The sequence below is a fragment of the Candidatus Chloroploca asiatica genome (assembly GCF_002532075.1).
Classification (GTDB): Bacteria; Chloroflexota; Chloroflexia; order Chloroflexales; family Chloroflexaceae; genus Chloroploca; species Chloroploca asiatica.
In genome coordinates, this window is sequence record NZ_LYXE01000063.1 from 1 (window position 1) to 14742 (window position 14742).

Below are 14742 nucleotides of genomic sequence, written 5' to 3' on the forward strand. Positions count from 1 at the left end.
CACCCTGCGTGCGACTTGCATGCATTAGGCACGCCGCCAGCGTTCGTCCTGAGCCAGGATCAAACTCTGCGTTGAATCATGAAGGTTTGTATCTCACGATACAAACCGTGAATAAGCACGCACAGAACCACACTCGATTGTCAAGGTACAGTTGGCGGCGAGCCATCAGCAATAAAAAATCTAGCGTCACTTAACTGTGACCCCAGAGTTGGTAAGGACGCTATGTTGTCCAGACCTGTTAGAACTGATGTTGTCTTGTCTGCCTCCTGTTGGAGTGAGACGCCTCATTTCTCGACCGCTTTGGGATTATACGCTATCTTTGCGGGCTTGTCAAGCCACATGTTGTGGGCTTGTCAGGGCTTGAGCAAAGTCATCCTGATCATGCGTCCGCATCTGCGTCATCTGCGTCATCTGCGGATCCTATGCTTGTCGTGGCTTTTCACTGAGGGCCAAACGTATCGCTGTCAGCTGCGCCGCTGGTGGGCGTATGGAGCGGCACTGGCCCCAACTTATAAATGTATACTCATTTTTGCTATGCTTATTATTATGGTATACGCCCTTACGCTGTTTCGCCTTCCTCTTCTTCGGTTGATGAAAATGTTACCTTCTCATAGACCTCTTCAAGATGGAGGACACACTGAACAGTAGTAACCTCAATAGTGTCTTCTCGGTTGGTTGCCTCTGATAAGACCCATGTATTGTCACTTTGCCGTGCAAATCGCTCAATGTGATAGGTTTCCTGTGCGATTAAGATATACTCACGCAGTGAAAGAATTGCACGGTAATGCTGAAATTTCTTTCCGCGATCATATTTCTCTGTTGATGGCGACAATACTTCGATAATAACGGTCGGATTAAGGAGGGTGTCTTCTTTCTTGTCTTCAAACTGTTCGTTACCGCAAACAATAGTAATATCGGGGTACGTATAGAGCCCGGTCTGAATGACTTTTACCCGCATATCACTTGGATATACCGTGCATTGACGCTGGCGTAGTTGCGCATACAGTGTTGCATAGGTACTCCCCGCAATACGGTTGTGGCGCGCACTTGCACCAGACATCGCATAGATCATCCCTGCGAGGTACTCATGTTTTTCGTCGTTCGTGCGCTCGAATGCTAAATACTCATCGCTTGTGGCATAATGCTTTGGTTGCGCGGTCATAGACGCCTCCATATCGAGGTGAAACGCACGTTCTGCTGCTTCATATCATACCATGAAATAGAGGCGTTCGGCAAGGGATGCCAAACGCAACGTGTCCTCGGTAGGGGCGTTCTCGATGCCGGTTCTTCCGCTTCAGGCGCTCTAGCTCCTCAAATACATCGGACGACACCACGCGTGTTTTCCAGCCGGGTTCCTTCAACGAAGTTGAGACGACCACTTTCGGCGTATCCGTCCACAGCCGTCCGTACTCGCGCTCATATGCGGGTTTCGCGGCGTCTTCAGCGGCGTCTGGCCAATACGGGATCATCACCTCGTAGACCTTGCGCCCATACAGGAACGCGTCGGCACCAGCGGCAAGCTCATTGAAGACGCGGTGAACTTCCTCGTCGATGCGAAGCCAGCTTCCGTCGTCTTGCCCTTGCGCCTCTATACAGCCGTCCAGCGACAAGTTCATCGACACGATCATTCGTCCTATATGCGTCCTCCTGCAGCCGAACGAACTAAGGATTCATGTGGCGCGAAGCCGCCACATCATCCTTGTTGAGCGAAGCCGAAGCGCCCAACGGAGGAGAATCATATGGGATTTCCGGTGGGGGTCTGGGCCAGGGGTGTGTGCCCGCGAAGCGCCATCGCGTGCGTGCCCGTGCGGCGAATGCCCAGCATTTCGGTCAGGCGGAGGCCTGTGTCCGGCTCAGCCCGGGAGCGTCCATCTACCCAGCGCTCGACCAGCGGGTCGCCACGCCAGGATAGTCGCTCCCTCGGGCAACCCAAAGCCAGCGTCCGCATGCAAGGTCATGCGCTGACGACCTCAGCGACGCTGCTCGCAGGACGCGACGGGCTCCGGTCCTGGTGGTGCCCGCTGCCGGGGTAGCACCCACTCCAGCCGCAACGCCTGACCGCAGGTGGGGCAGCGCAGCTCCTGGTGCTGGTCGGGCTCGGGGCGTTCGTCGTCTGGGGGCAGGAGCTCAAGCTTCCGCTGTTGGAGGATCAACTGGGCGCGCAGCCGCGTCAGCGCCTGGCGCGCCCCCACTCGGAACAGCCCGTACTACCGAACCTTGACGAAGCCTTTGGGCAGGATGTGCTGGAGAAATCGCTCCATGAACACCTCCGCCGGCAGCGTGCTGATGCGAGTCTGGCGTGTCGCCCCATCCTGGGAGCGAAACGTCACCTCGCCATCGGCCATGCCCAGGATGCTGTTGTTGCTCAGCGCCACCCGGAAGACGTACGGGGCCACATACTTCAGCGCCGTTCGTCCACTTCCGACCGGGCGGCAGTCGACCACCCAGTTCGGTTGCCAGACCGCAGCGGGGATGCTACGCCACAGCTCCGTCTGGCGCAGCACTGCCTGGAGCTTGGCGCGAAAGAGGATGGCCAGCGGTTTGACGTGGACGAGGAAGTCGGCTTTGGCGGTCTGCCAGGTGCGCCCATCAGCGGCTAGCCCACCGCCCCGAACGAGGTAGTGGATGTGGGGGTGGTAGCGCTGATCGGCGCAAAGCTATGAAGATGCGGCGTTCCCGGCATGGCGTTCCTCATACAACTCGTATGCCAGTGTCCAAGATCTCTTTTACCAGTGGGTTGCTCGGCGTGAAATCTCTAGGATTGAACGGCAAGACCTCCAAATCGGTGCTGACAGCAATCGTGATCTTGCGAATTTTGTTCTTGTCCATGAAACGAACGCCCTCGAATTCATGAGAAACCAAAGCTAAATCAATGTCGCTCCATTGATTTGCCTGGCCGCTGGCATAACTACCAAACAAGATTGCCTCCTGAATTTCGAACCCATGCTCTTTGAGCGAAGTCAGGTAGTGTGAAATTATTTGTCGAATGTGATTTGGGATGTCAGCAGCTCCCATATCGTTCTTCGCTGAATCAAGCCAGTACTTCACATGCTCTTGAATGTTCATGCTGTCAATTATAGCAGAGCTATAGTATATTCTCTCCACAAAGCGCGTTGCGGTTCCATCTCGCCGTGGCACGCGAGGTCGCGGCGCTGGCGCACCCACATGCCCGCAGTCGCTCGCTCGCCGGGCGCACGATGAACGGCGTAGTTGTTCTGGCCCCCGCAGGGCTCGTTGTAGGAGCCGCCCCCGCCCGCAGGCGCAACCTGTGAGCGGGGGGCGGCTGTATGCTTGGGAGTCAGGCTATAGCTCGTCGCAAAAACGGCGCGGGAGGCTGCCTTATGTGCGCTGGTGCAAGGCGGCCCGAATCGTTGCTACAACGGATTCTGGATCTGGCACAGTGGCGATAAAGCGTTGATACCGCGCACCGGGCTGCAAGGTGATCACGACGGCGGGCAGCTTTTGGTACACCGCGACAACGTCATTTCCACCGCGCCTAAGCATCGTGCCCAAAACAATCACCCAAGGAAAACCTGTGCCCACCCGCATACCTTCAAGGATCGTCCACGGATCGTCAACCACCTCAACAAACCTAATCTCGTTGAGGTTAGCTACTGCGCCGGAACGCAAGCCCCCAAGCTGCTCCCACAGCGAAAAACGGAACACTAATTGATCACGTTCACATTCAAAACGCGCCATGGTATACCTCCAATCACCTTAAAAAGACCAAAATGCCCTTGATAGGCATGGAGCTCACCCTCTGGAGTCCCAGGCTTCGCCGAAAAAAGCGCTTCAACTTCTGAGAGCGCCGCTTCATAATCTTCCGGTGTACGAATAGGCCGGATATCATGTGGCGCGAAGCCGCCACATCCCCGGTCGCGGTGGCAGAGGCGCTGAGCAGGTCGACGGTCGACGCCCTGGCTGTGACCACGCGGGATGGTGGTTCCGTCTCACTACGCCCCCCGATGCTGCAAAAACGCCGCGTAGTCGTTCAGGTTGTCTTGCGTGCTGCGATCGGCGATCTGGAACGAGCGGTTCTTGTAATGGAAGAGCACGGCCCGCGTGGCGATCAGGCTGCGAAAGCCGTGCGGGTAGAGCCGGCCGGCGAGCTCTTCTTCGTTGTGGTAGTTCAGGTTTTGTGGGTTGAACAGGATCTCGGGCGCGAGCTCGTAGGCGATCACGCTGCGTTGCACGCCGAAGAAGAAGCCGTTCACGTTGAGCCCCTCTGGTAACTCGATGACCGCAGGCGATTCGGGCGTATAATTCGTGATCCACTGTTCCTGGTTGTACGGTGCGCCCTCGGGGTTGCACACCGGGCCGACGATACTTTGCGGCCGTTGCGCGAGCAGATCAGCCATAAGCTCGATCGCGAGCGGCGCCAGCAGGACGTCGTTGTTGGCGAGGAACAGATTTTGCCATGCGCCGGCCTTGAAATAGGCATAGGCCTTGTTCCACGAATCCGTCACACCGCCGGGCACCTCTTTAGCGATGATGTGCTGCACCCCCCATTCGCGGACGAACGCCACGGTATCGTCGCTGCTGGCATCATCCACCAGCAACAGATCGAACGGCTTCGTCGGCAACGCACGGATCGACTCTAGCATCTGCCGAGTGTATTCAAGCTGGTTGAACGTGGTGATGGCGATCAAGCTAGGATGCATACGGGTTTTCCTACTTCGGCACGACATACCCCGCCCGATACCAGCGATCCACCGTCGCTGCATCGGCGCTGGCGGCACCGGCCTGCGCCGGAGTGAATCCGCCGGGGTGGGCAGCGATCAGGTCGCTCAGCAGCGGCTCGCGCTCGTGGCGGGCCGCAAAATCGTGAAACACCATCCCGTCGCCCCACGTGTAGCACCATGGGGCCAGTACATAGCTCGTCTGCGCGCCCAGCGGCACAACCCGCGTCGGCGCAGCCGGTACTTTTTGCGCATTCAGGATGGCCCGAGCATATGCCTGCAACTGCTGCGCGATCGCAAAGTTGGCGTGCAGATAGGCCATGGTCTCGGCTGATGTACGCGTCCCCTCGCGCCAGATCGTCGCAGCGAGCGCGGCAGCGGCGGCGTTGTCGTCGTAGTGTACCTTGGCAATCAGGTTGTCCGGCAAGAGTGAGCGATGGGTCGCCACCCGCGCAACAATCGCCGGGGTGCCGCAGGCGAGCGACTCGTAGGCCACATTGCCGAAGGCCTCGACAAACGAGCCCAGCACAAGCGTCACATCGCCGAGCCGGTAGTAGTCGGGCATCAGGCTTTGCGGGATCCACTCGTGGAAGATGAAGTGCTTACTCAAGTCGCGCGTCGCAATCGTCTCCAGCGCCTCCTGGTAGAAAGCGCGTACATCGGGGGCGATCTTCTCGTCATACCAGCGCGGCACCAGGACGCGCAACGACGTGCAGCCGTACTGGTGTACCAACGCATCGGCGACGGCGATGGTTTGGCGCAGGCCCTTGGTTGGCTCGGGGCGGTGCGGGTGCAACACGACGAAATGTTGCTCAGGATCGATCCCAACCAGGTCGCAGATCGCTCGTGAAGGCGGGCCGGGGCGGAACTGGCCAAAGTCAATTCCGTTGTTGATCGTGATGGCCCGCTGCGGCAGTTCAGGCAGGAAACGCCCGGCGGTGTGCAGGTACACCTGGCGCGAATACTCGGCGATGGCGATCAGCGTATCGGCGCTGAACAAGAAGCTGCCCAGGATCGTCTCGGGATAGACGTTGTCGCGCAGCGAGATCACCGTCGGCACATTGCGATAGAGGAACGGCACGAGCAACTCGCCGTCGTGCATATAGAAGCGGTCGGCGGTGGCGAGGCGATCGCCGACGGCCTGAATGATCTCGGCGATCTGGTAGGCCGGCACGGCGTACGGTTCGGGGAAGGGTTGCTTGAAGGGCAGCACGGGCAGTACTTCCACGTTCTCGTGCCAGCGGAACGGGTGCGCCTCGGGGTGGCGCGTGCAGAGCACTGTCACATCATGTCCAAGTTCGCCCAGATGCGTCAGCACCGTACGCTGATGCTTGGCCGAGCCGCCGATCACTCGGTCGGGGAAGAGCGGGTTGATCGAAAAACCGACGATCTTCATACTTTGTCCTGGTCGAACTGCGCGGCGTTCTGGCCGATATTGGTCAGGCCTTCGCCGCCGTCAACCGTCAGCACCTGGCCGGTGATGAAGCGGCTGCCGAGCAGGTACAGAATGGCACCGGTGATGTCGTCGGTGGTGCCCTGGCGGTGCAACGGGATGCCCTGGATGCGCCACGCGACATACTCGGGACTGCGTGTGCCGGCGGGCAGCACCACGCCGGGGGCCACGCCGTTCACCGTGATGCGCGGGGCGAACTCCAGGGCAGCCATCCGCGTGAACTCGACCAGTGTTTTCTTCGCCAGCAGGTAGGCGGCATATTCGTACTGGTTGAAAGCGAGCTTGTTGTCGATGATGTTGATCACGCTGCCCTGCTCTACCTGCGCGGCAAAGGCCTGGGTCAGAAAGAACGGCGCACGCAGGTTCACCTGGAACTGCTGATCGAAGATCGCAGCGGTGGTGTTGGCTATCGTCGCCTGGGTGTAGGCCGAGGCGCTGTTGACTAGGACGCGCAGATTCGGCATCGCCGCGTGTACGGCTGCCATGTAATCCGGGATCGCCGTGACATCGGCGAGATCGAGCGGGGCCAGGTGGCACTGCACCCCCAGCGCGCGGATCTCGGTGGCGGTGGCTTCGGCGGCCTCGGACGAGCGTCCGTAGTGCACCACAATATCGTAGCCGGCGCCGGCGAGCGCCAGCGCAATCGCACGGCCAAGGCGAATTGCGCCACCGGTGACGAGGGCGGCGGGGCGGGATGATGGCTCAGTAGACACGAGATTTCCTCATATTGTTACGCGCTTGATGCGCCAGATGAAAGACCAAAGACGACGACGGATGAACGAGCATTGCTCGGCAGAGCGCACTGTGGAGGCTCTGTTACGCCTTGTGATAACGCGATCCCTCGCGCACGATGGTCAGCGGCGCGGCCCCGATCATCAGATCGTGGAAGGGTAAGCTCACGCCCGGTGCCAGGTCAGGTTGTTCGGCATCGGTATGCATCCCAATGGCGGCGATCAGTTCGAGCAGCATCGGGCGCGTATACGACTCATGCGGCAACAGATCGGCGGGAACCTCCAGCGCACCAACTGCCAGACCAAAGAGCGGGTCGAGGTCAGCGGTACGGCTCTTCGTTTTGCTGCCCGGTGCGCCACGATCGCGCCCGCAGGCGGTTTCGAGCGCATTACAGATCTGCTTTAGTTGAAGGGTTGACAGATCCAGATCAATGCATGCAACCGTATTCAGGAACGGACCGCCGATGACCCCGACCGGTGCTGTTTCGATGACGCGGCCCAGGTGCAGCGTTGGGGCGAGTTCGAGTAGCGCTTGCACCATCCGTGGCAGATGCACGTGCGGCGCAATATTACTGCCAAGGCCAAGAAAGTAGCGCATACATGTAGTATACGAGAAAAATCAGTGGTCTGTCAACGAAGGTTTCTGACTTGGCATGGCGGTTGCAAAGTCATTTCGATCGTCCGCAGATTACGCAGATTACGCAGATTATAGCTTCCGCATCTGCGTAATCTGCGTAATCTGCGGACACTATCTAACCCTACTGGTGGGTGTGGCGTCAGGGCATACGCGTAAGCCTCCGGTTGGGGTTTGGCGGACGCAGCCGCCAAGAAGCGCGCTTGCGCTGGGAGCGTGGGCACGGCAATGCCGTGCCCACGCGCATTCATCCTACGCTGCTTCGTTGAGCAGTTGCCGCAGGACGTACTGCAAAATGCCGCCGTGGATGTAGTACTGGATCTCTTGTGGGGTGTCGATGCGGGCAAGCGCTTTGAAGGTCAACACACTGCCATCTTCGCGGGTTGCCTCGACCGTCAGTTCGCGCCCATTGGCAAAGCTGTTTGCAATGGCTTCGGGTAGCCCGATGACGGTGAACGTTTCGGTGCCTGTCAGTCCCAGGCTCGCGGCATGCTCGCCCGGCAGGAATTGCAGCGGTAGGACGCCCATGCCGACCAGATTCGAACGGTGGATGCGTTCGTAGCTTTCGGCAATCACCGCTTTGATGCCCTGCAGATAGGGCCCTTTGGCGGCCCAATCACGCGATGAGCCCGAGCCGTACTCTTTGCCGGCGAGGATCATCAGGGGTGTGCCGTCGGCTTTGTAGCGCATCGCCGCGTCGTAGAGCGGCATCACTTCGCCGGTGGGCAGGTAGGGGGCAAAGCCGCCTTCGGTGCCGGGAGCGAGTTGGTTGCGTAGCCGAATGTTGGCAAAGGTGCCGCGTACCATGACTTCGTCGTTGCCGCGCCGCGAGCCGTAACTGTTAAACTCGCTGGTGGTAACGCCATGCTCGATCAGGTATTTCCCGGTAGGTGAGTTGACTTTGATGCTGCCTGCCGGTGAGATATGGTCAGTCGTGATGCTGTCGCCAAGCACGGCCAGCACGCGGGCACCGGCGATTGGCTGTACCTCGGTCGGGGCCGCTTTGCTCATCCCGTCGAAGTAGGGAGGACGACGGACATAGGTGCTCGTGGCTTCCCACTCAAACCGATCGCCTGTCGGAATGGCGATGTTTTCCCACAGATCGTCGCCGACAAAGACGCTCGCATAGCTTGAGCGATACATATCCGACTCGATCGCCTGGGCAATTGTCCCTTCAACCTCGGCCTGCGTCGGCCAGATATCGCGCAGAAAGACCGGCTTGCCCTCGTTGTCAGTGCCCAGTGATTCGCTGGTCAGATCCATATCAATCCGCCCGGCGAGCGCATAGGCGACGACAAGCGGCGGGCTCATCAGATAATTGGCCTTGACCTCGCTCTGCACGCGCCCTTCAAAGTTGCGATTGCCCGACAGTACCGAGGCCACCACCAGGCTGCCCTGCTCAATCGCCGCGCTGACCTCTTCGGGCAGCGGCCCCGAGTTGCCGATACAAGTGGTACAGCCATAGCCAACGGTATTGAAACGGATCGCATCAAGATAGGGGGTCAGGCCGGCTTTATTGAGGTATTCGGTCACAACCTTCGAACCAGGGGCCAGCGATGGCTTGACCCAGGGCTTGGTATTCAGCCCACGCTCGACCGCTTTTTTGGCGACCAAGCCGGCGGCAACCATCACCGACGGGTTTGAGGTGTTGGTACAACTGGTAATGGCTGCAATCACCACCGAGCCATGGTGAAGCTTGTGCTCAGCATCGGTATAGGGCAGCGGCACGCCACTGGCGGCAAAATCGCCATTGTTGCCATTGCCGCCGATCATCGTCTTGACCGCCTGATGAAAGCTCTCATTGACGCCACTCAAGCGGACGCGATCCTGAGGACGTTTCGGCCCGGCGACCGACGGCTCTACCGTTGCGAGGTCAAGCTCAAGCAGCGAGGTATACTCGGCAGCGGGCGTCGAGGCATCGTGGAAGAGGCCCTGCGCTTTCATATAGGCTTCGACAAGGGCGACGCGCTCTTCCGAGCGGCCCGAGAAGCGCAGGTAACGCAGGGTTTCGGCATCAACCGGGAAGATGCCGCAGGTGGCGCCATATTCGGGAGCCATATTCGCGATCGTCGCACGGTCGGCCAGCGGCAATTCAGCGAGACCGGGGCCGAAAAACTCAACAAACTTACCGACAACACCATGCTTGCGCAACATCTCCGTGACCGTCAACACCAGGTCAGTCGCTGTGGCACCCTCGCTCAACTTGCCGGTCAGACGGAAGCCAACCACCTGTGGAATCAGCATTGAGACCGGCTGCCCAAGCATGGCCGCCTCGGCTTCAATGCCACCGACGCCCCAGCCGAGCACGCCGAGCCCATTGATCATCGTCGTGTGGCTATCGGTGCCGACGAGCGTATCGGGATACGCCTGTACCGGGCCGGTCGCCCGTGGATTCTCATCACTCGTAAAGACAACGCGGGCCAGATATTCCAGGTTGACCTGATGCACAATGCCATTGCCGGGGGGCACCACTTTGAAATTCTGGAAGGCCGTCTGGCCCCAACGCAGAAACGCATAGCGTTCTTTATTCCGCTCAAACTCAAGATCTTTATTGATCAGCAGGGCCGCCTCAGAGCCAAAGGCATCAACCTGAACCGAGTGGTCAATCACGAGTTCAACTGGCTGAAGTGGATTGATCAGGCTCGGATCGCCGCCCATCTCAGCCATTGCATCGCGCATCGCCGCCAGATCAACGACACATGGCACACCGGTGAAATCCTGGAGGATGACGCGCGCCGGGGTAAACGCAACTTCCCGGTCAGGCTCGGCCTGCGGCTGCCACGCGGCCAGGGCGCGGATATCATCAGCCGTGACGGAACGGCCATTTTCAGTACGCAGCAGATTTTCAAGCAAAATACGCAAGGAATAGGGTAACCGCTTCAAATTCACGCCCTGCTGAGCGAGGGCATCCAGGCGATAGATCTCATACTCACGTTCACCAACCTTGAGGGTCGCACGAGCAGCAAAACTGTTTTTCATCACGGTCTCCTCTGGCTCACCGGCCTGCCGACTGTGGCGGCCAATATGCACCTTCTGATCGCCTTGATTATAGCACGCACTGCTTATCTGGGGGTGTAGCCCTCTAGTGACGCTCCTGGGGATGGTGAAGTAGCCCCGCATTGCGGGGCTACTTCACCATCCCAACACGACCAATGTTAGCGCGATACGTTTGCTCACAGATTTGAATGCGTTCGGCAGCAATGAACGCATAACGACTTGTTCCATCGCCCAATTCTGGGGCAAAACAGGCAAGATATCCTGGCGGCGGCTGGCGTTCGTGAGCCAGAAAGCCACTGGTGTTCAAATCGGGATTACGGGCAATCACGTAATCATTCAACCCAAGCGCATCGATCACATTTGCCCACGGCAATGACCAGGCAAGCACACCGACTGATGATGCTACGGTCACCATATGTCCCTCGCCAGTCGCAAAGGGTGGGGTATCGCGAGGAGGGATATTTGCTGTCAGAAAACGCTGAAGGACTTTATGCTCCTGATGGCGCATGCCAATGGCATGATCAATCAGCCAGAACTGATTGTCGTCATAACGTTGCAGGTATGCCATCAGCCACGCGGGGAGACCTGGATAACGATCGGTCACTGCATCAACGACGGACACTTTCAAGAAGCCGGTCTCTTCACGCGTCGTATACTGCTGGCTTGCCGCCCAATGGATCCATTGGATAGGCCATGAACATACCAAGAAGAGGATGAGCATAGCACTTGCAAGGGCAGGGGGAATGGAGATTCGTCCCAGCATCCAGATGAAACTCACCGCAATGAGCGGTATGATCTGGCTGTAGACGCGAAACTCAAAATGGTCACCACCAATCAGAAAGGTGTAATAGCTCATATGTACAATCAGAGTAGTGATGACAATGATGCTCGTAAGACCATTCACGTTGATGCGTAGCCACGGTCGGCGGATAAGGGTTATGCCCAGAAACAGACCGGCTAGTGCGAACCAGATCCAGAGGCTATACTCCATCACAAAGGTGAGCAGATAACGCGGGCCGCTTTCCATACGGTCAATGTTCGTTGCACTCTTCGCAAAGTAGGTGTTGGGCAACCAGGCCCCGTAGGTAGCAAAACGCCAGAGCAAATGGATCGGGATAATGAGCAACGGGATCAGCCCGACGACAAAGTTCCATCGTTGTCCACCGGCCCACCCATTCGTCAGCATGTGCAGAACGACCAGAACAACACTGGATGCCGCCAATAACATGCCATCAGGCCGAGTCAAGGCACTCAACGCAGCGACAAAACAGAGGGCGAACGCCCATCGGATCGTGCTCTTGCTGGTCGCAGGCCAGAGGGCAACGGTGACCCAGAGCAAGACCAGGAAGTTAAAGAGTGCCGTCTCAAGCCCCGAGCTCGTCCAGGCAAGAAAGGTACGATTGCTCAAGACGATGAGCAGACCGAGCACGAGCAGAAGAAGCCGCCAGGGGCGTAGTTGCTCTGCTGTTACGCGCAGTAGCAGCAGAGCAGTCAGCAACAGGGTCAGCAACGAAAAACTAAGGGAAAGAAGATTCGCCGACTCGGGGGGAGCAACGCCTGTAAGACGCCAGATAAGATCAAGGAGCACAACCCAGAGAAAGCTTGTATAGCCTTCTACAGGCAAAAACGGCGGCATATTCCATACATATCCGTAACCAAGAAGACTATTGCCAACGTAACGAAAAGAAATATATGCGTCGTCAGTAAGAAACCAGAAAATTTGCCAGCCATAGAACAAACCGAAACAAGCTATGATGGCAATTCCCAAAACACCATAACGTTCGCGTAATGTCAGATTTAGCTTCATAAAAGCATCAACGTGTTGAGATTATAGCTGCTACCAGGCCTTTGGTATCATACGCGGTTTTTGTAGTACGTGCAATTTGTGCTAACTTCCCGGGCGGTTGCATCTTCTGTCGTCGCCGTAGGTGAGCGTCCATATCACGGGTGAGCTCACACCTTCGGGAGCCGCACCCACACTTCGGTGCCTTGGCCGAGGGCGCTGGTGGCACCAATGCTGCCACCCATTGCTTCGATCAGGGCTTTGGCAATAGCGAGGCCCAGGCCGGCGTTACCTTCGGCGCGCCCGCGGGATTGGTCGGCGCGGTAGAAGCGCTCAAAGATGTGCGGGAGATCAGCCGGGGCGATGCCGTTGCCGGTATCGCGGACCGTTACGCAGATGCTGCTGCCCTGTGGTTCGGCGGCAAGCGTGATGGTTCCACCAGCGGGGGTGTGACGCAACGCATTGTCGAGCAGGATGAGCAAGACTTGATGCAGGCGATCAGGATCGGCGTTGACGCGCCCCTGGACTGAACCTGCTTGGACGGCAAGGCCACGTTCGCTGCCAAGACGTGCAATCTGGCGCTGGATCTCGCCGAGCAGTGGCGGCAGATCAACGGGGGCGATGTTGAGCGGAAGCTTGCCGCTGTCGAGCCGCGAGAGTACCAGGAGATCGTCAACGAGCCGCGCCATATGGTCGCTCTCGGTGAGCACATCGCCGAGCAGTTCGCGCTGGTCTTGATCATCCGCTGGCGTGCCACGCAAAGCCACTTCGGTGCTGGCCCGAATGAGGGTCAGCGGGGTGCGCAATTCGTGGCTGGCGCTGGCGATGAAGTGCTGTTGACGTTGCCACGCCTCTTGGGCAGGCTGGAGCGCACGCCCGGCAAGCCACCAACTAGCAAAACCGATGCCAACCACACTCAGCAAGGCCAGGCTCAGCAAACTGACCATCAATTGATTGAGTACCCGCGCCTGATCACTGAGCACGCGCCCTAGTTGCAGGGCGACCGGGCCATCGGTGCGCGTCAGCCGATAGGTCAACAGACGCACCTCGCGCCCATCAGCCGTTTGGACAGTGCGGACATCGCTGCCACTCACAAGCGCTTGCTCAAGCGCCTCGCGTTGCGGCGCAATTGGCACCATATATGGATTGGGATCAAAGAGCACGCGCCCACTCGCATCAAGGGGCAGCACAAAGATCGCCGCAAGTTCGGCATCATAAGCAACCGACGCAAAGGCATCGGCACTCGTGGTCGGCGCGGTAGGAAGAGGCACCAGACGCGACTCATTGTCACGATCGTTGTCCCTGATCGTCCCGTCGCTCATCACCATCAACTCGGTGCCATCGACAAACTCCACCTCAAAGACCGTCCGCCCGCGCTCGGTCTCCGCTTTCACCCGGCGCACCTCGCTCTGCTGATACGATGCCCTGGCAAGGCGAGCGGCATCCTCCGCCGTGATGGGACGATCAGCGGGATCGGGGCGAAGATCGGGGAGCAGGCCGAGTTCGCCACGGACAATTGACCAGTCGCGGTCAGCCGGAACGAGATCAGGCGGAAGGGGGGCAGCCAGGGCATGAAACTCGTGGGCCATTTTGTGTTGCAGGGCAAGATCAGTGATGCCCTGAAAATAGCGTGCAACCACGAGGTAAGCCCCACTCCCAACAAGCCCCACCAGCAGCAGGGCCATCAGCATATAGAGCATGGTCAAACGTAGGCGTAAGCCCTTAAACACGGTCAACCTCCAGCCGATAACCAACGCCACGCACCGTCACAATCGGATCGGGCTCGCCGGCAGCATTCAGCTTGCGCCGCAGATACGAGATATAGACCTCAACCATCTGTGGTTGCACATCCTGCTCGTACGACCAGACATAATCGAGGATCTGCTGTTTGGCGAGCGTCTGCCCGGCATTGCGCAGCAAATATTCGAGCAGATTCCACTCGGTGGGGGTCAGGTCAAGCGAGCGCAGCCCACGCCGGGCCGTATGATTGCGGAGATCGAGTACAAGCTCACCATTGCGCAGTTCATCAAGCGACGGTGCCACTGGGTGAAAACGGCGACTGAGCGCCCGCACGCGCACCAGCAACTCTTCAAAGGCAAACGGCTTGACCAGATAATCATCGGCCCCGCTGTCGAAGCCAGCGACCTTATCTTCAACCTGGCCCCGGGCGGTCAACAAGAGCAACGCCGTCGCCAGGCGCGCTGCGCGTGCCGCACGACAAAGGGCAGGCCCGTCACGCCCTGGGAGCATCCAATCAATAATCGCCACATCATAGGTGCCCCGCAACAACAGATCGAGCCCGGCTTCACCATCGTGAGCCTGATCAACCTGATAATGTTCCTCACGCAAAACTCGCGCCACCAAACGGGCGAGACGCTGATCATCCTCAATCACCAGCACACGCATAGTTCCTCCTCATCTCACCTGCATCATACCGCACAAAGCTTGGAAAAACCTTGGAAGAT

12 protein-coding genes, 1 rRNA gene and 1 pseudogene are annotated in these 14742 nt (G+C 58.5%); all 14 read right to left on the reverse strand.

All coding sequences use genetic code 11. The features are described from left to right. Positions 1-75, reverse strand: a 16S ribosomal RNA gene (locus tag A9Q02_RS05810); the annotation flags it as partial. 484 nt (positions 76-559) lie between these two features. After that, on the reverse strand, positions 560-1162 hold the full coding sequence (locus A9Q02_RS05815; RefSeq protein ID WP_097651412.1) for a Uma2 family endonuclease: 603 nt from the start codon (positions 1160-1162) through the stop codon (positions 560-562). A 40-nt stretch (positions 1163-1202) separates the two neighbouring features. Next, positions 1203-1616: a dihydrofolate reductase family protein gene (locus A9Q02_RS05820; RefSeq protein WP_172450687.1), complete on the reverse strand. Its 414-nt coding sequence runs from the start codon at positions 1614-1616 to the stop codon at positions 1203-1205. 354 nt (positions 1617-1970) lie between these two features. Continuing rightward, positions 1971-2648 (reverse strand): annotated as a pseudogene (locus A9Q02_RS25325) (IS91 family transposase); the annotation flags it as partial. Positions 2649-2691: 43 nt separating this feature from the next. Beyond that, positions 2692-3048 (reverse strand): nucleotidyltransferase domain-containing protein, encoded by a 357-nt coding sequence (locus A9Q02_RS05835; RefSeq protein WP_216361452.1) that lies wholly within the window; start codon positions 3046-3048, stop codon positions 2692-2694. A gap of 291 nt (positions 3049-3339) precedes the next feature. Continuing rightward, positions 3340-3699: a hypothetical protein gene (locus tag A9Q02_RS05840; RefSeq protein ID WP_097651416.1), complete on the reverse strand. Its 360-nt coding sequence runs from the start codon at positions 3697-3699 to the stop codon at positions 3340-3342. A gap of 254 nt (positions 3700-3953) precedes the next feature. Continuing rightward, positions 3954-4661: a glycosyltransferase family 2 protein gene (locus A9Q02_RS05850; RefSeq protein WP_172450690.1), complete on the reverse strand. Its 708-nt coding sequence runs from the start codon at positions 4659-4661 to the stop codon at positions 3954-3956. A 10-nt stretch (positions 4662-4671) separates the two neighbouring features. After that, a complete protein-coding gene (locus tag A9Q02_RS05855; RefSeq protein ID WP_097651419.1) occupies positions 4672-6075 on the reverse strand; it encodes a glycosyltransferase family 4 protein in 1404 nt (467 codons plus the stop codon). Next, positions 6072-6845 (reverse strand): SDR family oxidoreductase, encoded by a 774-nt coding sequence (locus A9Q02_RS05860; RefSeq protein ID WP_097651420.1) that lies wholly within the window; start codon positions 6843-6845, stop codon positions 6072-6074. The genes A9Q02_RS05855 and A9Q02_RS05860 overlap by 4 nt, the downstream gene beginning before the upstream one ends. 103 nt (positions 6846-6948) lie before the next feature. After that, entirely contained in the window at positions 6949-7461 is a 513-nt protein-coding gene (locus A9Q02_RS05865) for a 2-amino-4-hydroxy-6-hydroxymethyldihydropteridine diphosphokinase (RefSeq protein ID WP_097651421.1), read from the reverse strand. A 288-nt stretch (positions 7462-7749) separates the two neighbouring features. Continuing rightward, a complete protein-coding gene (acnA, locus tag A9Q02_RS05870) occupies positions 7750-10476 on the reverse strand; it encodes an aconitate hydratase AcnA (RefSeq protein ID WP_097651422.1) in 2727 nt (908 codons plus the stop codon). A gap of 148 nt (positions 10477-10624) precedes the next feature. Continuing rightward, on the reverse strand, positions 10625-12130 hold the full coding sequence (locus A9Q02_RS05875) for a hypothetical protein (protein WP_097651423.1): 1506 nt from the start codon (positions 12128-12130) through the stop codon (positions 10625-10627). 317 nt (positions 12131-12447) lie between these two features. Next, positions 12448-14007 carry an ATP-binding protein gene (locus tag A9Q02_RS05880; protein WP_245860394.1) on the reverse strand — a complete coding sequence of 520 codons (1560 nt, stop codon included), beginning with the start codon at positions 14005-14007 and terminating at the stop codon, positions 12448-12450. Next, positions 14000-14683 carry a response regulator transcription factor gene (locus tag A9Q02_RS05885; RefSeq protein WP_097651424.1) on the reverse strand — a complete coding sequence of 228 codons (684 nt, stop codon included), beginning with the start codon at positions 14681-14683 and terminating at the stop codon, positions 14000-14002. Before A9Q02_RS05885 ends, A9Q02_RS05880 begins: the two co-directional genes overlap by 8 nt. Between the last annotated feature and the right edge of the window lie 59 nt (positions 14684-14742).